We start from the raw sequence: 22,110 nt of genomic DNA on the forward strand, positions 1-22,110 counted from the left end.
TATTCTTTGCGAATAACCTAGCGCTAGGGAGAAATCAGCCATGGGCAATCCGAAACGAGCCTCGTCGACAGTACAGGTAGACCGCGACCAGTTGGAGTGCGTGCAAGGTCAAATTGCCTTTGCTCGGCGCGCGCCCGATGAAAAGGCTCCAGCAGTTGTTGTGCCGAATTATGAGCACGTTTCCATCGTGAGCTACGACGTCACCATTCGCAACGCGCGCCCGCTCGTTGACGAACTGTCTCTCGACAGGGAAGGCTTCGCCCTGATCCAGCACAAGACCTCCTGTGCAGACGTGCGCGATCCAGAGATTATGCGCGAGAAGTATCTCGAAGAGATGGTTCCATTCATCAAGAGCTACTTCAATGCATCATGGGTCGTGCCCAAGCGAAACGGCGTTTACGTTCGTCGTGCCGCTGGGACGGCAATCCCCAAAGCAGGCTGGACTGCCGTTGATGGAGTAAGAGAGCCGGCTGGATTGGCTCATATTGATCTCGCGCCGATTGCCGGTCCGGCAGCCGCCGCGGCCGAAGACCAATTGCAGGGCCTTCCGATCCGGGCCTATTCTCGATTGATGGTCATACAAGCTTGGCGGGCTCTCTCGCCACCTCCGCAGGATTTTCCCTTGGCGTTCTGCGATGCGAGTACCGTTCGCGACGGCGATATGCTCGTGCATGACTACGTTTCAAATACCAAGAACGAACCGGGCAGCGCGTTCAAGAGCTGTGCCCTTCGCTACAGCGCGGATCAGCGTTGGTACTACTTCCCGGAAATGACTGCGGACGACCTCGTTCTGTTCAAGGGCTATGATTCCGAGGAGCACTATAAGCCGCAAGCGCCGCACTCGGCATTTGACGATCGTCGCGCCCATCCCAACGCAAAGCCCCGCGAGAGCGTGGAGGCCCGCTTTTTCGTGTACTATGACTGACTTGGTGGAACCGGGATCAACGCCGTCGCTGGGCGGGCTTTGATCAAATCGTGAATATGGGCGAGCGCTGGCGCGCTCGCCCATATTACAGCTTCCTCTTATCAAATTCCTCAAATGCAAAGACCGGCGAAGGCAGCCGGGGGGGCGTCGTGCACCGGCGGAGGGCCTCTCGCCTCGTGCGCAATCTTGTGCGACTTCCAAGGCCCGTGGCCCCGATGGGCCGGTTCGAGACGACCCAAGGAGCGCGACGTGCGCGAATATCTGAAGTTCTACATCGATGGACGCTGGGTCGACCCGGTAACGCCTAAGACGCTGCCCGTCATCAACCCGGCAAACGAGCGGGTCGCAGGCCACATCTCGGCCGGGGAAAAGGCCGACGTGAACATGGCGGTGGATGCTGCGCGCCGCGCATTCGAAACGTTTTGCAGGACCAGCCGCGGTGAACGGCTCGACCTGTTGCAGCGCATTCTCGGCGAGTATCAAAAGCGCCTTGGCGACATCGCCGAGGCAATTACGGAGGAGATGGGCGCGCCGACTTCGCTCGCGCAACGCGCACAGGCCCCGATCGGCATGGCGCATCTCGAGGCAGGAATCCAGATCCTGCAGAACTTCAAGTTCGAAGAGGAGCGCGACGGCACCCGCATCGTGAAAGAGCCCATCGGCGTGTGCGGGATGATCACGCCGTGGAACTGGCCTATCTTCCAGATCGCTTGCAAGGTGGTGCCAGCCCTCGCGACCGGCTGCACCATGGTGTTAAAGCCGTCCGAGGAGGCGCCGTTCAGCGCCTACATTTGGACGGAGATCCTGGACGCCGCAGGCGTACCGGCCGGGGTGTTTAACCTCGTCAACGGCACCGGCGCCGAAGTGGGGGCGGCGATCGCGAGCCATCCCGGAGTTGACATGGTGTCCTTTACCGGCTCGACCCGGGCCGGCATCGAGGTGGCCAAGGTAGCGGCTGCGACGGTCAAACGCGTGACGCAGGAGCTGGGGGGCAAGAGCCCAAACATCATCCTTGAGGACGCTGACTTCCCGACAGCGGTCGCTGGCTGCGTAAGGCGCGTGATGCAGAACTCCGGGCAATCGTGCTCTGCGCCCACACGCATGCTGGTGCCCTCGACGCGCATCGCCGAGACCGTCATGATCGCTAAGGAAAGCGCGGAATCGATAGTGGTCGGTGATCCCAAGAGCAATGCCACGATCGGTCCCGTGGTTAACGAGGCCCAATGGGAGAAGATCCAGTGGCTGATCAAGGCAGGGATCGACGAGGGAGCCACCCTGGTCACCGGCGGCCTTGGACGTCCGCGCGGGCTCGATGCGGGCTATTACGTTAAGCCCACCGTGTTTGCGCACGTGCAGAACGACATGACCATCGCCCGCGAGGAGATCTTCGGCCCCGTGGTCTCGATTCTTGGCTACCAGTCGGTCGACGAGGCGGTGAGGATCGCCAATGATACCGAATACGGGCTGGCGGCGTACGTCTCGGGGACCGACATGGGTACCTTGGGTGAGGTCGCCTCGAGGCTCCGCGCTGGCCAGGTGCTGATCAATGGGGCCGACGACTTAGCGGCTCCGTTCGGCGGCTACAAGATGAGCGGCAACGGGCGAGAGTCGGGCGAGTACGGCTTTCACGAATACCTTGAGACCAAGGCTGTGATTGGCTTCACGCCCCAGCGGGCCGCCGAGTAGCTCGGCGCGAATCTGCCTGCCGGTAGCCGCGACCTGCAGCGTCGGGCCTCGTCACATGTGGCGAGGCACTTGAAAGCGCTCGCAGTCCCCACAGGGCCGACGAAGCAGCGGACCTCTCCGCCAATCCGCCAACCAAGTTGGCGGTTCGGTGCTCGATCGGCATCGCGCCGGATTGCAGAATTTCTGCGAGCTACGACCGGATTTTGCTGCTTATGAACGTGAAGCATATTCTATGCTGATAGCTCGATATGGGGCACCATCTCTAGGGAGGCGGGCAGCCATGGGCTATGCGAAGCGAGCCTCATCGACAGCAAAAGTAGACCGCGACCAGTTGGAGTGCGTGCAAGGCCAAGTAGCCTTTGCTCGACGTACGCCCGACGAACAGGCTCCGGCGGTTGTTGTGCCGAATTATGAACACGTTCCCATCGTGAGTTACGAGGTCCCCATTCGCGACGCCCGTCCCATCGTGGACGAACTATCTCTCGACCGCGAAGGCTTCGTTTTGATTCAGCACAAGACTTCCTGTGCGAACGTGCGCGATCCAGAGATCATGCGCGAGAAGTATCTAGAAGAGATGCTTCCATTCATAAAGAGCCACTTCAACGCCTCGTGGGTCATCGCCCGCCCCAGTGGCCTGCATGTGCGTCGTGCCGCCGGGACGGCAATTCCCAAGGGCGGCTGGAATTCCGTAGCTGGAATAAGGGAGCCGGCCGGGTTGGCTCACATCGATGTCGCACCGATTTCCGGTCCTATGAGAGCAGCCGCCGAGAGCCAGGCACAGGGCCTTCCGATTCGAGCGTATTCCCGATTAATGCTCATTCAACTCTGGCGTGCTCTCTCGCCGCCTCCGCAGGATTTCCCGTTAGCGTTCTGCGATGCGAGCACCATTGGTGATAAGGATGTGTCCGTGGTGGACTACGGCGTCAACAAGAGTTGCGTCGTCCGCTTCAATTCGAATCAGCGTTGGTATTACTTCCCGGAAATGACTGCGGACGATCTGGTTCTGTTCAAGGGCTATGATTCCGCCGTACATTACGGTCCGATGTCAGCTCACTCGGCATTCGACAATCGACGCGCATATCCGAACGCAAAACCCCGCGAGAGCGTGGAGGCTCGCTTCTACGTATACTTAGATTAAACTCCGAGGCAGATTCTACCGCTTACACTATTGAAGCTATCACTCAGATCGTGGGTCGGTCATCTGGACTACTGCCGTCGATCAATCGTTAAGGCCCTGTGTGGATCCTGGAACAACGGTCGTGCATCTGGCGACAGTCTGGTGGCCGAGGACTGGACGGGCTTTTGATGCGCGGAAGCTTCGCCTTCCACCGTTCGACGCAGAATTTTGCACATACAACGCTCCACATTAGGGAAAATCGTCCCAAGCTTAGGGTAGATTTCAACGCATGACGCAGATCACAGCATCACTCGGAATCCTACATCTCGAACGCGGGCTGGCTCCGGGGGCTACGCCGCCGCCGCCGTTACCCGGCTCGTTGCTGAATCCAGCAACCTTCAATTTCCCCGTCATCACGGAAACGGTCCCGGGAGCCTGGGTGGAAAACGTCGTCCGCGGCGATCCAACTCTTGAACCCGCCTACATGGCAGCCGCCCGCCGCCTGGTGGAACGAGGCGCCATTGCGATAAGTTCGACCTGCGGATTCTCGATACGATACCAGGCAGCTGTTGCCACCTCGGTAAGTGTCCCGGTAGCGATGTCGAGCCTGCTTCTGCTGCCAGTGTTGCTCCGCCAACTTCCGCGGCAGGCGAAAATTGCCGTTCTGACCTACGACTCGACGCACTTGGGCGAAGATCTGCTTGGACTCGATAATTCGGCAGACCGCGCGAGGATCGTCATCGGTGGCATTGAAGGCGGCAAGTACTGGCATGACGAACTGAAACGTCCGCCTCCACCGACCGATGTAGCCGCCATAGAGACAGATGTTATCGCCTGTATCTCGCGACTTCGGGCGGTGCACCCGGAGATCGGGACCATATTGTTCGAATGCGCAGGTTTTCCGGCGGCTGCGCCGACGATCCGTCGTGTTGCGAAGCTGCCCGTCTACGACATCACAACACTTAGCCGGATGATGCTTGCGTCGGTCGCGTGAAAAAACGTTGTTGCGATGGCAAAGACCGGCGACCAACAATTGTCTCGCTCCAATTTGGATCCAGGCGATCCCCGCGTCGCCATCTCTTTGCCCGGCGCCGAGGAAAGCTGCTTGGGCTCACGCTCAAGGAGGGAGAGGGTAAATCCCTGCGGCCAGATCGAGGGAGCGTAATTACTTAGCAGGCTCGCGGTGTGTTCATACACGATGTATCGCGCCATTCAGAACTTTGTCGATCGACTGACCGAAAGCACAGACCAGGATTGCCTTCGGCAGAGCATGGCGGATATCGCGACGACGCTGAACCTATCCTGCTTTGCATATCTTAGTTTCGCTCGTAAACTCGAAGATCCCCCCAAGCTCATCTCGACCTATCCGCCAACCTGGACAGCGCATTACCTGGGGCGCCACTACGAACGGTTCGATCCAGTGGTCGGCCAGGCCATCCGCGATACTCGACCCTTTCGGTGGGGTCTTGGGCTCGGACCGCGAGCTCGGTCCGAATTTGAGCGGGAACTCTTTGAAGAAGCCGCCAGGTTCGGCATTCGGTATGGATTTACGATTCCAATCCACGATAGTAAGGGTGCAATCGCCGCCGTCAGCTTCGCGACCGACGAGCGGCGAACAAAATTCGAGCGCTCGATAAACGAGCACGCCCAGGCCCTGCGGCTAATGGCGATGTTCTTCCATGCGCACGCCGGTCGCATGTTGCGGTCCGAGCGCATGGTCGATGGCGTCTTATTGTCGCCTCGCGAGTTCGAATGTCTCGAATGGTATTCCCTGGGAAAATCCGCTTGGGAGATCGGCAATATTCTCGGGATATCTCCACGAACCGTTGGATTTCATCGGGATAATGCCCGAGCGAAGCTCGGGGTTCGGACGATTCATCAAGCAGTTGTGCGATTGGCCGAATCAAAGTCTCGAAGATAATTGGGGGATCATTCATAATCACCCTGTGCATCTGCACAGGATGCGCTTGCATCAGCTTCTCTGCTTTCACTGCGGTACAAGCAGGGAGGACAGCAATGATGCTGCTCATCACGCCAAGCTACTATGGCGAGTTCGTCGATGAACTCGCTGAAATGCACCGGTTGCGCTATCGCGTTTTCAAACAGCGTCTTGATTGGGATGTCCAGGTCAGCGGCGACATGGAAGTCGACGAATTTGACGTCCTTCGGCCAGTCCACTTGCTGCATCGCTCGACACATGGACGCATTCAGGGGTGCGTTCGGCTTCTCCCGTCGAACGGACCAACCATGATTAGAGATACCTTTCCCATTCTTCTGGACGGACAGGCGGTGCCACGAAGCGACCATGTCTGGGAGAGCAGCCGTTTTGCTCTCGATGTTTCTCCGGATGCACCGAAAGCGGGCGGTGGACTTGCCAGTGCAACATACGAGCTATTTGCAGGCATGGTCGAGTTCGGCCTTTCCATTAATCTGGCCGAAATCGTAACCGTCACCGACGCCCGCATGGAGCGCATTCTTCGGCGCGCCGGGTGGCCGCTGCGCCCGATCGGAAAGCCTCGACCGCTCGGCAATACTCTTGCCTTGGCAGGCTACCTGGAGGTGTCAACTGATGCCCTGGAGCGCATTCGAAAGTCGGGGCAGATCCCTGGCCCGGTGCTCTGGGCGCCCGTCATCCGAACGGCCGCCTAATTAGGCGTCGGAAGCATACCCTCGACAAGCCGCTGCATAACGCTCCCTACCGCTCTCCGGTTAAGCCTCAACATGACCAATTCTCGAGGAACGAGTCCTTCTATTCAAGGCAGCAAGGCAATCGAGCTAAAGCACCTGCGGTCGGCCGTGGCTGCGGCCGATTGTGGCAGCCTTCGTCAAGCCGCTGAGCTGCTCAGATCACAACAGTCTACCCTCAGCCGATTGGTTAGCCAGATCGAGCACTACCTCGGCGTCGCGATGTTTGAACGCTCAAGCGGAGGTGTAACTCCAACGGCTGCAGGCCGCAGCATTCTTCGCCTGGCGAGAACGATCCTGGAAGAATTTGACGCGCTTATAGCAACGGCAAAGTCCCTTCAAAACGGCGAAGCCGGTCGGCTGACCATCGGGTTCTGCACATCACTTACCGCGGGAAAACTGAAAGCGTCCCTGCTCGACTTCAAGCAGCGATTTCCGCGGATCGAAGTGGCGACTGTTGAACGATCGCGGACAAGGCTTGCAACGGCGCTTCGCAACGGCGTACTTGACATTCTCATCGTCACGGGAAGCCTGCCGCTACCAGACTGTAAAACCAGGGCGCTGTGGAGCGAACGTGTCCTGGTTGCCTTGCCACAAGAACATCCCCTCACTGCGCGCCAGGCAATCTACTGGACAGACCTGCGCGGCGAGACGGTCCTGCTAAGCTATTACGATCCCGGGCGGGACTTCGAAGATTTATTGGTTTCGAAGCTCGTCCTGCCCGAAGATCGTCCCAGGATCGAGCGCCACGACGTCAGCTGCGGTATCATCAAGAGCCTGATCAGCATGAAGGCCGGCATTAGCCTGGTCCTCGAATCTGATACGGGGGCCATTTTTGCCGACCTGGTCTACCGAGACGTGCGCGATGGCACGGGCCCAAGCCGGTTCGACTTTTCGGCCTACTGGTGTTGGTGACTTTCTAAATCCGCACAAAAATGACGACAAGAATGGGCGGTAGGATGGTGAGGGAACTAAAAAGGCGGCCCGCAAAGGCCGCCGCCGAGTGTCGCAGTGGTGTGTGTTTCAGAAGGAGTATGGTTGCTCTTCGTCGTCGCGGTGATCGGCCGGCGCTTGTTGCTCCTGGATGAGTTCCTGGATCTTGAGGCAGTAGTGCGACCAGATGTTGTCGGATAGATCCTTGAGGAGCTCGTGGACAGCGAGCGCCTGCTCCGGGGTCCATTCGGGATTGATGAGGAAGCTGATCCCGAAGTTGAGGCCGGATGGTTGATGGTGGTTTCTGGTCATGCAACGTGCTCCTTCTCGTTGGTGCTGGCGGGCCGGCTTCGATGCTGTGTGCTCTGGGCCTCGGCGCGTTCCAGAGCTTCCTTGAGGCGGTAGGATTCGCCGTCGATGGAGATCACCTCGGATCGGTGCACGAGGCGGTCGACCAGGCTGACGACACATGCGGCATTTGGGAAGACCTCCGTCCATGCGGCGAAGGGCTTGTTGGTGGTCACGATTGTGGAGCGGGCCTGATAGCGCCGGCTGACGAGTTCGAACAGCAGGTCTGCGTGACGGTTCGAGTAGGATAGATATCCCACCTCGTCGATCGCCAGAACGTCGGCGGCGGCGTAGTGATGGAGCCTTCGGCGCAAAGCGGTATCGCTGTCGAGGGCGGCAAGCTCGCCGAGCATTTCGCTGGCCGATCGGAACAAGACCGAGTGACCGGCGATGAGCGCCTGGTAGGCGATATTCTGCGCGAGGGTCGACTTTCCGACGCCGTTTGGTCCGACGAAGACGATGTTGGTTGCGTCGTTCATGAAGGACAGCGACATCAATTGCTCCACTGCGGCGCGGTCGAGGCGCCTGGACCAGAGCCAGTCGTAATCGGCCATCGGTTTGAAGTGACCGATCCTGGCGTCGCGCAGGCGTCGCTGCAGCGAGCGCCGGGCACGTTCCTCCTCCTCCCATTGCAGCATGGGGGCCAGCCATGGGGCGCCGGCGATTTCGTCCCAGTGTTCGACCAGGCCGTTGAGGCGCAGCGCCTTGGCGCGGTTCAGCAGGGCATCATCAGTGCTCATCGTCGTTATCTCCAGAAGGGGTCAGTTGGTCGTAGCTGTCGAGGCGGTGCGGCCGGACCGTTGTATCCTTGCGCCGCACATGTTCGGGCAGGCTGGTTTCGACGGGCGGCGGTTCACCACGCTCAAGGCGCCGACGTTCGAGTGCGGCGCGGACCGTCGCCGCATGGACGGAGCCCGCACGCAAAGCGTCCTCGACCGCAGCCTGCAATTCCGTTGCGCCGTAGCGATCGAGCAGCCGCAGCAGCGCGGTCGTGAGCGCACCGATGTTGGCGCCACGTTCGGCGGCCCTGATCATCAGGGTCTGACAGACCGGCACGGCTCGGGTGAGGCTGTTGAGGCCGCGATGCTGGCGCGCCTCACGCTTGATCTCGACGAGATCCTTCAGGTGTCGTCGGTCTTCGATCTCTTGGCCACGATCATAGCTGCGACGGTGACTGGCGATCATTTGCGCGCCGTCGAAGATCCGGACCTGGCTGAGATCGGCCCGCACGCTCAGCATGCGCCGAACATGGGTATGGGGAACCGTGTAGTCGTTCAGGTCGAACCGCACATAGGGCGTTTTGCCGACCTTCACGGCGACCTGCTCCTCAACGGGATACGGGTTGGCGGGCAGCGGCAGAAGCAGTGGTTGCTCCTTTGCGAACGCCTGGCGTACTGTCATCTCGCGATCCTCCGGACATGGTCGGTCCGCCGCTTCGGATCGGCACCATTGTTCGGCCTGGGCATTCAGGTCGTCGAGATCGGTGAACTTGCGGGCGATGAAGAATGCCTCCCGGATATGCCGTATAGCGCGCTCGACACGGCCTTTTTCGTTGCCCCGGGCAACCGCGACAGGACGCGGCTCGAACCGATAATGGCCGGCGAAGGCAAGCAGCGTGGGATGGAATCGGATCGCATCACCCTGGCGCTCGAGCACCGCGCTCTTAAGATTGTCGTAGAGCAGGACCCGGGGCAGCCCACACCATGTGTTGAACGCGCCGATGTGGCCGCGCAGGAAGTTTTCCATGCGCGCATCGAGGAAGAAGCGCAGGTAGATGTCGCGCGAGTACGACAGCACCATGACGAACGCCATCAGCGGACGGCGGGCGCGACCGATCTCGATGTGACCGAAGTGCCCCCAATCCACCTGCCCTTGTTCAGACGGCAACGTGCGCAGCCGCAGGAACGCCTCGGCTGGCTTGCGTGGACGGTGCAAAGCGATCAGGTGCCGGAAGTAGCTGGGCGACCCGCGGTAGCCGCGCTCACGCATCATCGCATACAGGCGGCTGGCCGTGAGTGCGGGGAACTGCTCCAGCGTCTTCAGGACGATCGGCAGATAGGGCTCGATCTTCGTGGGCCGCAATATCGGCCTATTCCTGGGCAGTCCGGCCTGGGTCAGGACGCGATGCACGGTCGTGTGATGAACCCGCAACTGCTTCGCAATGGTGCCGCAGCGCCATTTCTCGACGTGATACAGACGCAGGATCTGCGCTTCCAATTCAGGGATAACGGTCATCGGTCGGGTCTCGGCCTCCATAGGCGGGGTGCGCATGACGAGGCCCCCGGCGACGCACGAAGCCGGTACGAACGAACATCGACAACCGACAGCCGCAGAGCCGACAGCTCGGCATGGGCATGATCGATGTCGTCGCTCGCTCGCCGACGTCAGTAGGTGCAACGACGACATCGTCCGCAGGCCGGCGCAGTAGTGAACCGACAGGGCATGCGGGTGGAGAGTGATGCGTCACGTTATTGTGCCGCGCCCGGTATCGTCGGGCCCGGGTCGCATGCGCCAGGCGTCCGCGGCGGCTGCGCTGATAACGCTGTCCCGCCTCGCGCAGGCTCTCGCGGCGGGCAGCACGGGCGCAGTCATGGCCGCAATAGCGTTGTCCCCGGTCGCAGTTGCGGCAGATCGTGACCTGCGAACGGCAGCGGCCGCACAGAAAGAAGCGGCCCGTGAGCATCCGCGGCGGTCCTTTCGGAGCGCCGCCGGAGGTTGCTGGAAAAGGTCGACGGAACGCGCGGACAGTGCGATAGTGCAGGCCGCGCACCGTCCGAGGGGCGTGACATCGAGCCCCACTTGCCAGTTGAGATCGGTGTTACGCCGGTTTTGTTTCTGCGGCGCTGATTACCCGCAGATCTACCATAAGGCAGGCGCAAAGCGGGGTACGTCGAAAGGAGCCTCAGGGCGCCCGGAGACGTGCCCCGCGTCTTTTATTCCTCAACTCAGACGCTGGTCGTCGCCGCAAAGGCGTCCGCCCGCTTCGGCGCGATTGGTGAGCGCGCGTGCGGACGCCTTCGCTCTACCGCCGTCGTACCTCGTCGTCATTCTTGCGCGGATTTAGAAAGTCACCAACAACTGGCGGGCGGACAATGAAAGCCCGACCCTAGGTGCCTTCTTGAGGCTGTTGTCGGAGCGCCACCCTTCGCCTCGCTTGAGAGGTTGACGCGCACTGCGAGCCGAAAGCTTCTCCGTTGCCTTGAACCGCGCAAAGACGGGAAGCAATAAGTTCGACCGGGCCCGGATTGTCTGATCAAGTATTGTGCGTGAGGATTATTCGCATAGGCGACGAGATCCCTAGCTCACGGGCAAATCACGTGTCAGTTGATCGGCCTGTGTCCTCCATTCCTCTGAGGGCATTCGTTCAATCCACAGCCCGTCCGCAATCCGATGCATGCTGGATCGCGAGTGGTTTCACGCTCACGTCAAAGGACGCAATGGAGACGTGATTCGACAATTACGGACAAGGCGAGTGCGCGTGTCAGCGGCTCGGCGAAACTCCTGCATCTGTGCAAATGCCCACCGGTCCGCCAATCAGCGCTCATCGGCGCTAAGTGATTTTCGAGTTCTTTCGCGTGAGTTCATCGTGAGCCGGGGCTGCACCCGGGCATGGTACGAGCTCCTCCTGGCCTGCAGCGCCAGTCGCGATCCTGTTCCTGCTGCCGACAGGCCCCGATGCCAACAGGACCGGAATAACGGTGGCCTGTGTTCGCGCTAACAGGCATCGCGAAATGATGTAGGTGTTACCGCGTCAGCAATTTCACTAAACCAACGGGCGCGAAACAATTGTACTGCCGTCGCCTGTTGTTCATTGAAAGTATTACCTTGCAGCGGTTGAATTAGCCGGAATTAACCCGCGATCCTGCAATTCGAGCAGAATTTAACCGGTTTTAAGCCTTCAGGCGCCGCTTTTTCGCGTCTTTCTGCTGATACATTGTTGCTTGTCGGGGTGCCGATTGGCGGCCCTTAACAACTTTGCTGTGTGGGCGCAATATGGATCCAAAGACCATCGCTGCAAGCGCGGGCCCTGATCGGTACCTGGCTGTCGAGCCAGCTCTGGATCACCGGGAAAAGGAGCTAGACGCCAAGCGCAGTGAACGTCCTTCCTCGTTTTCGGGGAGCCAAATGAAGCTTACCCGCGGAGCCGCCCTTTTGGTCTGCTTGGTTGTCGCGGTGTACAGCACGTTACTGCTGTATCCCCTTCTGGGTGTCTTCGTGAACAGTTTTCGCGAATTCATTCCGGGCCGGGTCGGTGCCGAGGCAAATGCGCCGTTCACGATAGCGAATTACGCGGACCTTCTGCACGCGTCATACGCCTCCTATTTCTGGGACACCTTTGGGATCGGATTCATTGCCTCCTTCCTGGGGGTGTTCCTCGCGTTCCCGATTGCCCATTTTGTTGCCCGCCGTCGTTCGGATTGGCTTCGGAAGTTGATTTTTGGGTTTCTCATCACGCTCATGTTTCTGAGTGGCTTGGTGCGCGTCTACTCCATTGAGCTCTCCTTCGGGCCGGTCGGATTCGCGCGCGACATCGCGCCCCTATTCGGGGTTCAGGTTGGCAGCCGATTCTATATTGAATTCATGATTGTGCTTGGGTTGCTTCACTACGCCGTGCCCATGTCTGCGCTCGTGCTCATTGGCACGATCCAGAACGTGAATCCGCGGCTCATTGAGGCCGCGCAGGCACTCGGTGCAGCGCGGTGGAAGGCTCACCTGGCGGTGACATTGCCACTCTGTACGCGAGGGCTTCTTTCTGCATTCCTGATATCTTTCACGCTCTCGATCAGTGCTTTCGTCATCCCCATGATCTTGGGGCGGGGCAGGGTGATGTTCGTCTCTAACCTGATCTACAACCGCTTCTACGAGACGGCCAATTTCCCCAGCGGATCTGCCGTTGCAGTTATCATGCTGATCATTTCGCTGCTGGTGGTCTATGCCGTTTCGCGGGTGACAAATAGCCGTTGGGGAGGAGCCCTCCGATGAAACGCATCGTCGACAACGTGTTCGGTCTTGCGGTGAGCGTTGTGGCAATCGCGACTATTGGCTTACTCGTCATCCCCCTGCTCATTGCTACCGCGATGTCCTTTGACTCGCGGGAGTTCCTGGGCCAATTTCCGCCACCCGGACTGTCACTGCAATGGTACAAGGGCTTCTTCTCGGACGCCTATTATCTTAAGGGGCTGCAGGTAAGCCTGGTGCTGGCGATCGCGGCAACTTCGCTATCAACCTTGATCGGGGTCGCTGCGGCGTTTACGCTAGATCGCTATGACTTTCGCGGCAAGGAGCTTCTCTCCGCGTTCTTTCTAACTCCCCTTGTCGTTCCCCACGTCATCATCGGCTTTTCGCTCCTGCTCTTCTTTGCCGCGATCGGCATGTCTGATGGTATGCTCCCGCTCATCGGCGGTCACTTAATCATCACGGTGCCTTACGTGATCCGAACAACTCTTGCGAGCCTGGTGGGTATTCGGAAGTCGTATACCGAGGCTGCTCTAATCCTCGGCGCGACGGAGCGCCGCGCGTTTTGGAAGGTGACGGTACCCCTGTCAAAGACGGGTATCGCCGCCGGCGCTGTCTTCGCCTTCGCTTACTCGCTAGACGATGTGTCCGTTAGCCTGTTCTTGACCGGCCCGAAATTGTACACGCTGCCGGTGGCCATGACGAACATGATGCGCTCGCAATTTGACTTGCGCATCGCCGCAGCTGCGGTGTGCCTCATGGCTGTGACCATCGTGCTGATTTGGGTTCTGGATCGCGTCGCGGGTCTGGACAAAGTGATCGGACAAGGCATCTATCGTAAGTAGGATCCAATGACTGTATTAGAGCTCAACACCGTCTCGAAGCGCTTTGGCCAAGAATTGGCCGTGGATAATATCTCCTTCCAAGTCGAGGAGGGGCGCATCGTCTCCCTCCTTGGCCCAAGCGGTTGTGGGAAGACCACAACGCTACGCCTCGTGGCCGGGTTTGAAGTGCCCGATGGGGGAGACATCCGCATCCGCGGCGAGAGCGTGCGCAAGAAGCGACCCTACGAGCGGAACGTGGGGCTGGTGTTCCAGGACTATGCACTTTTCCCCCATATGACCGTGGAGGCAAACATCGCCTTCGGGATGCGCGAGCGAGGCGTTCCTTCCTCGGAATTTCCTGCGCGAATTCGCTCCGCCCTCGACCTCGTTAAGATGCCCGGGTACGAGAAGCGCAGCCCGCACCAGCTGAGCGGGGGACAGCAACAACGGGTGGCATTGGCGCGCGCGCTTGTGACCAAGCCCTCCCTGCTCCTTCTCGACGAGCCGCTCTCAAACTTGGATGCGAAACTCCGAGAGTCTCTGCGAGTGGAGCTGAGGCAGATCCTTACTTCGGCAGGCATCACCACCATCATCGTAACGCATGACCAGTCGGAGGCCATGAGCCTCGCGGACCACATCATCGTCATGAGCAGGGGCCGTATTATGCAGCGGGGGCCAGCCGAGGAGATCTATAGTGCGCCCGCAAACAAGTTCGTTGCCGATTTCATCGGGCAGTCCAACTGGTTTACCGGCCGGCTCGATCACCATCAATTCGAGACCGAGGACGGACTATCCATCCTGGTCGCCAGCAACGCCCAACAAGGAGCGGTGGAGCTCGGCATCCGGCCCGAGCGGATTGCCGTGCGGGGCAAGGACGCCACGGCAGTTGGCGTGAACCTGCTCGATGGCGTGATTGAGAAGACGGAGTACCTTGGCTCGACAATCCATCACTGGGTCCGCTTGGCCAGCGGCCGCAGAATCCACGCGACCGTACAAAACGATGGTCAGTGCTTCGCGCGGGACGGCGAAAGTGTCCGATTGGAAATTCGTCCGGAGGACTGCCTCGTCCTTGCGCCGGAGACCTAGCGACCCCTACCAACTATTCAATCTCGGAAATGTAAACGGCTACTGGGAGACGCCTCAGCGATATTTGTCGCGCCACGCAATGCGTGCCCTGGGCTGGGACTGTATAGTCCCGGATATCGCCAGGGCTGACAATCGCAGTTGTTGCACGCAGGCCTAGGTTCTCCCTCGCTTGCAAAATTGTGGTTCATGGAGTCAAGCAGTGATTTCACTGCACCTCAACGCCCGATCGCCTAAAGGATGATCCGTATCGACCCGCGGGGCAATGATGCTCGACCAGGACAAATCCGGTAGTGTGCGGGAGGTTCTGCAAAAGCTGAGAGGGGAAGCGGTCTTGCAAAGATCACCGCTCGTAGAGGAGCTTCGACCCGCCATGACCGTGACGAAGATTAGGATGGATGCCTCTGCAGTCGAAGAGTTGTCGAGGTCGGAAGGAGTTCCTGAGTAAGCGCGCTTTTTGACGCACGATGCAGCATCATCTCCTCGTCTGCGCAGGGCGGGGATTTTGATTGGTGGAGTGTCCCTGTTGGCTTTAAGGCGATCAGCCAGGGTTGACGGTCTGTGCGTGCTTGGCAAAGTTGAATGGCAACAGGTCTTCGATGTCGGCGTCGGGCGGACGCTGCGGCAGTTCAGCGAGCACGTGACATAGCCAGGCGTAGGGCTCAACGTCGCAGGCCCGGCATGTCAGCACCAGGCTGTAGATCACCGCGCTGGCCTTTGCGCCGGCGACGGTGTCGCTGAACAACCAGTTTTTTCTTCCGGTCACAAAGGGTCTGATGTCGCGTTCGAGAACATTGTTGTCGATCGGCGCAAGGCCATCATTGGCGTAGCGGGCCAGATAATCCCATTGGTTGCGGGCATAGGCGATGGCCTTGCCGGTCAGGCTTTCGGGCAGCACGTTCGGCGCCTGATCGTCGAGCCAATTTTTGAACGCAGCCAGGACCGGGACGCTGTGCTGCTGGCGCAGCCGCAAGGCGTATTCGGCGCGCGTTTTGCCGTCGGGCGGCGTCTGGCGCGCCAGCCTCTCGACCTCATACAATGCCTCGAAGAACCTGAGTGCCTGCAACGAGAGGCCGCCGGGCTTCTTCATCGCCTTGAGCGCGTCGGTAAATTTCCTGCGCGCGTGCGCCATGCAGCCAAGATGAGTGACACCGGAGAGCGTGCGCCAGGCGTCATAGCCGTCGCTCATCAACAGGCCGCCCCAACTGGCCAGGAAGGCCTGTGGATGCTCCTGGCCGCGACCGGGCTGGTAATCGAACAACACGACTGGCTGGGCGCTGTCCTGGCCACTGCGGTAGACCCACATGTACGATTTGGTCTGCGCATCCCGCCCGTCCTCCTTGAGGACCTTGACCCACGTCTCGTCGCCATGGATCAGAGGCTGCGACCGGAGCGTTTGCTTCAGCGCATCATACGTAAGCGCTCCTTTCTACGCACCTATGCAGTTGAGCGCGGGGATGGGATGAGGTGTCCACCATGAGCGAGGTGGACACCATCGATGATCACTCCAGAAGAACCTTTGAGACTTGAGACGGTCGGCGTGTTGTGCAATGGCCGGCGTCGCTATGATCCGGCCAGCAAACAGCGACTGGTCGAGGCCTGTCTGCAGCCTGGCGTGTCGCTGGCGGGGCTGGCGTTGCACCACGGCGTGAACGCGAACCTGCTGCGCAAGTGGGTGGCCAAGCGACAACTTCAGAACGGGGATGACCAGCCGGAGGCGCGGGCGCCGATTGCGCCAGCTTTTATTCCGGTTTGCGCGACGGAGCGATCCTGTGCAGGGCGGCTGACGGCATCGATGCCCAACGGCGTGACGCTTTCGCTGGAAGGCGGCGACGCGCAGTTGCTGTCGGCGGTGATTGAAGCGCTGGGGCGTTGCGATGTTCCGACTGGCGTCTGATCTTCGGGTCTACCTTCACCGCGAACCGATTGACTTCCGGGCGGGCATCAACAGCCTGGCGATCGTGGTGGAGCAGTCGATGGGGCTGGATCCGTTCCAACGCGCGGTGTTCGCGTTCTGCAATCGTCGCCGCGACCGGATCAAGCTGCTGATTTATGATCGGTCAGGATTTTGGATGCTGCTGAAGCGGCTGGAGGCCGACAGATTCCACTGGCCCCGAAGTCAGGAGGCGGTGCTGACGCTGACGATGGAGGAGCTGCACTGGCTGCTTGACGGCATCAACATCGCGGCGATGCGTCGTCATCCGGTGCGGCAATATCAGAGCGTGGGCTGAGCGTGTTCGATGCGGGCGGCGTCATCGGGCTTCGGCATGGCCGTTCTCAGATGACGCCGCCGAAGACATGACGAAGACATGGGAGCCCGGTTGACGCGGCGGCATGACTTCGATTCAAGACTACGATGAGTCGCAAGCCCACGACGCACGAGCTGGAAGCCTTGATCGCGGCGCTGAAGGCCGAGAACGAGAAGCTCGCGCAGCGCGTGAGGCACCTTGAGGAGCAGTTGCGGCTGGAGCGGCTGCATCGCTACGCGCCACGCAGCGAGAAGCTCAAGGATCGCATCTTCAACGAAGCCGAACAGGCTTCCGCCGAAGAAGGCGCGGAACAGGACGATCTCGAACCGGCGGTCGTGCCGGATACGGGGCGGCCGGAGGGTGAGACGCCCGCGCCGAAGAAGCGCGGCCGCAAGCCTCTGCCGGCGGATCTGCCGCGCCAGCGTATCGAACATGATCTGCCCGAGGACCGGAAGGCCTGCCCGTGCTGCCGGAATCGGATGCACCGGATGGGCGAGAACGTCACCGAACAACTGCATATCGAGGTGAAGGCGACAGTGCTGCAGCACGTGCGGTTCAAGTACGCGTGCCGTCACTGCGAGCGCACTGCGCTGAACACCCCGATCGTGATCGCACCGATGCCGGCGCAGCCATTGCCGGGCAGCGTCGCCACGGCTTCGACGCTGGCGCTCGTGCTGGCCAACAAATACGTCGACGGCACGCCGCTGTATCGTCTGGCGGACGCGCTGGCACGCGCCAACGTCAGCGTCGGCCGCGGCGCCCTGGCCAATTGGGTGATCCGGTCGAGCGAATTGCACCTGCAACGCGTGTATGATGCGCTGAAGCAAACGCTCCGGTCGCAGCCTCTGATCCATGGCGACGAGACGTGGGTCAAGGTCCTCAAGGAGGACGGGCGGGATGCGCAGACCAAATCGTACATGTGGGTCTACCGCAGTGGCCAGGACAGCGCCCAGCCAGTCGTGTTGTTCGATTACCAGCCCGGTCGCGGCCAGGAGCATCCACAGGCCTTCCTGGCCAGTTGGGGCGGCCTGTTGATGAGCGACGGCTATGACGCCTGGCGCACGCTCTCCGGTGTCACTCATCTTGGCTGCATGGCGCACGCGCGCAGGAAATTTACCGACGCGCTCAAGGCGATGAAGAAGCCCGGCGGCCTCTCGTTGCAGGCACTCAGGTTCTTCGAGGCATTGTATGAGGTCGAGAGGCTGGCGCGCCAGACGCCGCCCGACGGCAAAACGCGCGCCGAATACGCCTTGCGGCTGCGCCAGCAGCACAGCGTCCCGGTCCTGGCTGCGTTCAAAAATTGGCTCGACGATCAGGCGCCGAACGTGCTGCCCGAAAGCCTGACCGGCAAGGCCATCGCCTATGCCCGCAACCAATGGGATTATCTGGCCCGCTACGCCAATGATGGCCTTGCGCCGATCGACAACAATGTTCTCGAACGCGACATCAGACCCTTTGTGACCGGAAGAAAAAACTGGTTGTTCAGCGACACCGTCGCCGGCGCAAAGGCCAGCGCGGTGATCTACAGCCTGGTGCTGACATGCCGGGCCTGCGACGTTGAGCCCTACGCCTGGCTATGTCACGTGCTCGCTGAACTGCCGCAGCGTCCGCCCGACGCCGACATCGAAGACCTGTTGCCATTCAACTTTGCCAAGCACGCACAGACCGTCAACCCTGGCTGATCGCCTTAAAGCCAACAGGGACACTCCACCAATCAAAATCCCCGCCCTGCGCAGACGAGGAGATCATGCTGCACCGTGCGTCAAAAAGCGCGCTTACCATCATACACGCGTTGCAGGTGCAATTCGCTCGACCGGATCACCCAATTGGCCAGGGCGCCGCGGCCGACGCTGACGTTGGCGCGTGCCAGCGCGTCCGCCAGACGATACAGCGGCGTGCCGTCGACGTATTTGTTGGCCAGCACGAGCGCCAGCGTCGAAGCCGTGGCGACGCTGCCCGGCAATGGCTGCGCCGGCATCGGTGCGATCACGATCGGGGTGTTCAGCGCAGTGCGCTCGCAGTGACGGCACGCGTACTTGAACCGCACGTGCTGCAGCACTGTCGCCTTCACCTCGATATGCAGTTGTTCGGTGACGTTCTCGCCCATCCGGTGCATCCGATTCCGGCAGCACGGGCAGGCCTTCCGGTCCTCGGGCAGATCATGTTCGATACGCTGGCGCGGCAGATCCGCCGGCAGAGGCTTGCGGCCGCGCTTCTTCGGCGCGGGCGTCTCACCCTCCGGCCGCCCCGTATCCGGCACGACCGCCGGTTCGAGATCGTCCTGTTCCGCGCCTTCTTCGGCGGAAGCCTGTTCGGCTTCGTTGAAGATGCGATCCTTGAGCTTCTCGCTGCGTGGCGCGTAGCGATGCAGCCGCTCCAGCCGCAACTGCTCCTCAAGGTGCCTCACGCGCTGCGCGAGCTTCTCGTTCTCGGCCTTCAGCGCCGCGATCAAGGCTTCCAGCTCGTGCGTCGTGGGCTTGCGACTCATCGTAGTCTTGAATCGAAGTCATGCCGCCGCGTCAACCGGGCTCCCATGTCTTCGTCATGTCTTCGGCGGCGTCATCTGAGAACGGCCATGCCGAAGCCCGATGACGCCGCCCGCATCGAACACGCTCAGCCCACGCTCTGATATTGCCGCACCGGATGACGACGCATCGCCGCGATGTTGATGCCGTCAAGCAGCCAGTGCAGCTCCTCCATCGTCAGCGTCAGCACCGCCTCCTGACTTCGGGGCCAGTGGAATCTGTCGGCCTCCAGCCGCTTCAGCAGCATCCAAAATCCTGACCGATCATAAATCAGCAGCTTGATCCGGTCGCGGCGACGATTGCAGAACGCGAACACCGCGCGTTGGAACGGATCCAGCCCCATCGACTGCTCCACCACGATCGCCAGGCTGTTGATGCCCGCCCGGAAGTCAATCGGTTCGCGGTGAAGGTAGACCCGAAGATCAGACGCCAGTCGGAACATCGCAACGCCCCAGCGCTTCAATCACCGCCGACAGCAACTGCGCGTCGCCGCCTTCCAGCGAAAGCGTCACGCCGTTGGGCATCGATGCCGTCAGCCGCCCTGCACAGGATCGCTCCGTCGCGCAAACCGGAATAAAAGCTGGCGCAATCGGCGCCCGCGCCTCCGGCTGGTCATCCCCGTTCTGAAGTTGTCGCTTGGCCACCCACTTGCGCAGCAGGTTCGCGTTCACGCCGTGGTGCAACGCCAGCCCCGCCAGCGACACGCCAGGCTGCAGACAGGCCTCGACCAGTCGCTGTTTGCTGGCCGGATCATAGCGACGCCGGCCATTGCACAACACGCCGACCGTCTCAAGTCTCAAAGGTTCTTCTGGAGTGATCATCGATGGTGTCCACCTCGCTCATGGTGGACACCTCATCCCATCCCCGCGCTCAACTGCATAGGTGCGTAGAAAGGAGCGCTTACGTTCCTGAAGCCGGCAAATCCCCTACACGCGAGTGTAACCGTCCAAATCCTGCGCGCATATGTCGGCAGTCGTGCTGGCTCGCCTGCGAAGATCCGCGCGGAGGTAAAAGTTGCTAGTCGCGAGACGTCGTCGCCGCGCTGGAAAGGAGGAGCGCTGCAAGAGACCCGCTCCAGCCGCACTCGTTCCGATCCCGAATGCCGCTCGATCCCGAACACGTTCGTCGTTCAGAGATGACACGAAGCGTCAACTCCAACGGCTGGTTCCAACTTCAGGCTCCGGCCTCCGAACTGCGCGGAATTGGCGATCTTAACAATCGACCAAGAAAAGGGAGCGGCCCCCGCTCGTCCAAGGCCGCCCCAGAACGCGTGATGGTCTAAATCTTCGGCAGGATGTCCTGCTCGAACTTCTTTACCCATGCGTCCAATTGCGTGGACATGTAGCCCCAGTCGGGTACATAGCCAAACTTATCGAGTTCTTCCGTCGTGAACTGGATGGGAGCGACTTTCGGGCTCGCCTTCGCCGTTTGATTCGCCGGAACGCTGGTGACCTCCTGGTGGAAGAGCTCCGAGTTTTCCTTGCTCAGCGTGAAATTGGCAAAGTCCATTGCGGCCTTCTTTTGCTTCGAGGCTGTCAGGACGACCCAGCCCTCCACGTAAAGAGCTGCCTTCATCGACGGCTCGCCCTTCGTCAGCGCCTTGAGAGGCACCCGTTGGGAAAGCGGGGAAAGCGCGCCGTTCGAGGCATAGATGATGCTGGTCTCACCCGTCGAGACCGAGTTCGTGCCCTCAACAGTCGACGCGAAGACGCGCCCGATGTTGCCGGACTTGGCCAGCTCCTGAAGAAATTGCCAGCCCGGATCCATCTTGAACTCGTTTCCACCTCGCGCGAGGGCCAGCATCACCGTAGGAGCATTTAGATATTGGCTGGCGACCGGCCAGCAGATTTGTCCCTTGAGCTTCGGATTGAGCAGGTCCTCGACGGTTTTAATCTCGATCGGGCAACGGTCGGTGCGCACGGCAAAATAGCTACCGTCAATTGAGCGCGGGATGGTCTTGATGTTTCCCTTGTCATCCTTGGTCAGGAAGCGCTCAGGTACATCCACCAGGTTTGGCACGTCGGCCAAGGTGACCGTCTCCGCCCACCCCTCCTTAAGGATGCTGGCAAAGCCGGGCGACCAGTTGATGATCATATCATACGGCGGATTGGGCCACTTGGCTTTGATCACGCCAAGTATTGTCATCGCTCCGCCGGATTGAACTCCCCAAGTGATGTCGGCCTTGTCCCACTTTGCCGAAATTTTTTTCGATGCGTCGACGTACGGTGACCCAAAATCCATAACTGTGAGCTGTTCCTTGGCCTGGGCCTCGGATACGAAGGGCAAAGACGTGGCGGCCACGCCCAGCGCGGCTGCTCGTTCAAGGATTCCTCTGCGTGTGATTTCCATTTTGTGTCTCCCTCTCTTGTGGTTTTGGTGCTCGCACTTCAGGCATCCGCGTCCCGGACGTTTGTAGGACGCGGGCAAATCCCTTAAGCAGCCCCACAAAAACAAAAGTAGAGCGGTGTCAGCGACTAAAACCAGCAAAAATGACCCCGCAAACAGAGAAATACTGCAAGGACTGCGAGGGACAATATTTTAGCCCTCATTCGTGCGCTTCGTCCACGAAAGAGGGGACCGGTGGAACGCCCGACTGTCATCTGGTAAAATAAACACGTGGTGGTGCGAACGTGCCTCCACCAGTTCATCGCTAGGTCCATGCCCCGAGGTGTGGCGACCGCTAAACGTGCGCTTTGCGATTCGCATGTGAGCCCCAGGGCACTCCTCCGAGGCAGGGCGCCTGAACGACTCATGAAGACTGACTTGCCACTGCAAATCC

At 60.3% G+C, this 22,110-nt stretch carries 19 protein-coding genes and 2 pseudogenes; 13 read left to right on the plus strand and 8 right to left on the minus strand.

Going from position 1 to position 22,110, the window contains the following annotated elements; translation table 11 throughout:
* Positions 1-40 precede the first annotated feature (40 nt).
* The 7 genes from NLM31_RS07725 (at position 41) to NLM31_RS07755 (ending at position 7,328) form a co-directional block, all read left to right on the plus strand.
* Positions 41-925 carry a CmcJ/NvfI family oxidoreductase gene (locus NLM31_RS07725; RefSeq protein WP_254191928.1) on the plus strand — a complete coding sequence of 295 codons (885 nt, stop codon included), beginning with the start codon at positions 41-43 and terminating at the stop codon, positions 923-925.
* A 249-nt stretch (positions 926-1,174) separates the two neighbouring features.
* Positions 1,175-2,611 carry an aldehyde dehydrogenase family protein gene (locus NLM31_RS07730; RefSeq protein ID WP_254191929.1) on the plus strand — a complete coding sequence of 479 codons (1,437 nt, stop codon included), beginning with the start codon at positions 1,175-1,177 and terminating at the stop codon, positions 2,609-2,611.
* A 280-nt stretch (positions 2,612-2,891) separates the two neighbouring features.
* Positions 2,892-3,749 (plus strand): CmcJ/NvfI family oxidoreductase, encoded by an 858-nt coding sequence (locus tag NLM31_RS07735; protein ID WP_254191930.1) that lies wholly within the window; start codon positions 2,892-2,894, stop codon positions 3,747-3,749.
* A 268-nt stretch (positions 3,750-4,017) separates the two neighbouring features.
* Entirely contained in the window at positions 4,018-4,722 is a 705-nt protein-coding gene (locus NLM31_RS07740; protein WP_254191931.1) for a hypothetical protein, read from the plus strand.
* A 204-nt stretch (positions 4,723-4,926) separates the two neighbouring features.
* Complete coding sequence (locus NLM31_RS07745; RefSeq protein ID WP_254191932.1) at positions 4,927-5,649, plus strand: LuxR family transcriptional regulator; 723 nt, start codon at positions 4,927-4,929, stop codon at positions 5,647-5,649.
* 95 nt (positions 5,650-5,744) lie between these two features.
* A complete protein-coding gene (locus tag NLM31_RS07750; protein ID WP_254191933.1) occupies positions 5,745-6,377 on the plus strand; it encodes an acyl-homoserine-lactone synthase in 633 nt (210 codons plus the stop codon).
* Between the two features lie 72 nt (positions 6,378-6,449).
* Positions 6,450-7,328: a LysR family transcriptional regulator gene (locus tag NLM31_RS07755; protein WP_254191934.1), complete on the plus strand. Its 879-nt coding sequence runs from the start codon at positions 6,450-6,452 to the stop codon at positions 7,326-7,328.
* Positions 7,329-7,436: 108 nt separating this feature from the next.
* Here the strand turns inward: NLM31_RS07755 and NLM31_RS07760 are convergent, their stop codons facing one another.
* The 3 genes from NLM31_RS07760 to istA are packed head-to-tail and all read right to left on the minus strand — an operon-like array spanning position 7,437 to position 9,929.
* Positions 7,437-7,658, minus strand: coding sequence for a hypothetical protein (locus tag NLM31_RS07760; protein ID WP_254191782.1), 222 nt, complete (start codon positions 7,656-7,658; stop codon positions 7,437-7,439).
* Complete coding sequence (gene istB / locus NLM31_RS07765) at positions 7,655-8,434, minus strand: IS21-like element helper ATPase IstB (RefSeq protein ID WP_254191783.1); 780 nt, start codon at positions 8,432-8,434, stop codon at positions 7,655-7,657. The genes NLM31_RS07760 and istB overlap by 4 nt, the downstream gene beginning before the upstream one ends.
* Complete coding sequence (gene istA / locus NLM31_RS07770; RefSeq protein ID WP_254191935.1) at positions 8,424-9,929, minus strand: IS21 family transposase; 1,506 nt, start codon at positions 9,927-9,929, stop codon at positions 8,424-8,426. The genes istB and istA overlap by 11 nt, the downstream gene beginning before the upstream one ends.
* Positions 9,930-11,819: 1,890 nt before the next feature.
* Between istA and NLM31_RS07775 the strand changes: the two genes are divergently transcribed.
* The 3 genes from NLM31_RS07775 to NLM31_RS07785 are packed head-to-tail and all read left to right on the plus strand — an operon-like array spanning position 11,820 to position 14,560.
* Entirely contained in the window at positions 11,820-12,677 is an 858-nt protein-coding gene (locus tag NLM31_RS07775) for an ABC transporter permease (protein ID WP_254191936.1), read from the plus strand.
* The gene (locus NLM31_RS07780; RefSeq protein WP_254191937.1) at positions 12,674-13,495 is read left to right on the plus strand and encodes an ABC transporter permease; all 822 of its coding nucleotides are present in this window, start codon (positions 12,674-12,676) and stop codon (positions 13,493-13,495) included. Before NLM31_RS07775 ends, NLM31_RS07780 begins: the two co-directional genes overlap by 4 nt.
* A 6-nt stretch (positions 13,496-13,501) precedes the next feature.
* Positions 13,502-14,560 (plus strand): ABC transporter ATP-binding protein, encoded by a 1,059-nt coding sequence (locus NLM31_RS07785; RefSeq protein WP_254191938.1) that lies wholly within the window; start codon positions 13,502-13,504, stop codon positions 14,558-14,560.
* A 538-nt stretch (positions 14,561-15,098) separates the two neighbouring features.
* Here NLM31_RS07785 and NLM31_RS07790 read toward each other — a convergent pair.
* Positions 15,099-15,971, minus strand: a pseudogene (locus tag NLM31_RS07790) (IS66 family transposase); the annotation flags it as partial.
* Between the two features lie 84 nt (positions 15,972-16,055).
* Here NLM31_RS07790 and NLM31_RS07795 point away from each other — a divergent pair.
* The 3 genes from NLM31_RS07795 to NLM31_RS07805 all read left to right on the plus strand — a co-directional run bounded on the left by NLM31_RS07795 (position 16,056) and on the right by NLM31_RS07805 (position 18,488).
* The gene (locus NLM31_RS07795) at positions 16,056-16,454 is read left to right on the plus strand and encodes a transposase (protein WP_254191900.1); all 399 of its coding nucleotides are present in this window, start codon (positions 16,056-16,058) and stop codon (positions 16,452-16,454) included.
* Positions 16,435-16,788, plus strand: a complete 354-nt coding sequence (tnpB, locus tag NLM31_RS07800) for an IS66 family insertion sequence element accessory protein TnpB (RefSeq protein ID WP_027584880.1) — start codon at positions 16,435-16,437, stop codon at positions 16,786-16,788. The genes NLM31_RS07795 and tnpB (NLM31_RS07800) overlap by 20 nt, the downstream gene beginning before the upstream one ends.
* A gap of 125 nt (positions 16,789-16,913) precedes the next feature.
* Positions 16,914-18,488: an IS66 family transposase gene (locus NLM31_RS07805; RefSeq protein ID WP_254191939.1), complete on the plus strand. Its 1,575-nt coding sequence runs from the start codon at positions 16,914-16,916 to the stop codon at positions 18,486-18,488.
* Between the two features lie 98 nt (positions 18,489-18,586).
* On the opposite strand, the pseudogene NLM31_RS07810 reads toward NLM31_RS07805, so the two are convergent.
* From NLM31_RS07810 to NLM31_RS07825, 4 genes and pseudogenes are all read right to left on the minus strand, one after another.
* Positions 18,587-19,294: pseudogene (locus NLM31_RS07810) on the minus strand (IS66 family transposase zinc-finger binding domain-containing protein); the annotation flags it as partial.
* A 125-nt stretch (positions 19,295-19,419) separates the two neighbouring features.
* The gene (gene tnpB, locus NLM31_RS07815) at positions 19,420-19,773 is read right to left on the minus strand and encodes an IS66 family insertion sequence element accessory protein TnpB (RefSeq protein WP_027584880.1); all 354 of its coding nucleotides are present in this window, start codon (positions 19,771-19,773) and stop codon (positions 19,420-19,422) included.
* A complete protein-coding gene (locus NLM31_RS07820; RefSeq protein WP_254191900.1) occupies positions 19,754-20,152 on the minus strand; it encodes a transposase in 399 nt (132 codons plus the stop codon). The genes tnpB (NLM31_RS07815) and NLM31_RS07820 overlap by 20 nt, the downstream gene beginning before the upstream one ends.
* 457 nt (positions 20,153-20,609) lie before the next feature.
* Positions 20,610-21,680: a PotD/PotF family extracellular solute-binding protein gene (locus tag NLM31_RS07825; RefSeq protein WP_254191940.1), complete on the minus strand. Its 1,071-nt coding sequence runs from the start codon at positions 21,678-21,680 to the stop codon at positions 20,610-20,612.
* Positions 21,681-22,110: the final 430 nt, after the last annotated feature.

Source organism: Bradyrhizobium sp. CCGUVB4N (assembly GCF_024199945.1).
Taxonomy (GTDB): domain Bacteria; phylum Pseudomonadota; class Alphaproteobacteria; order Rhizobiales; family Xanthobacteraceae; genus Bradyrhizobium.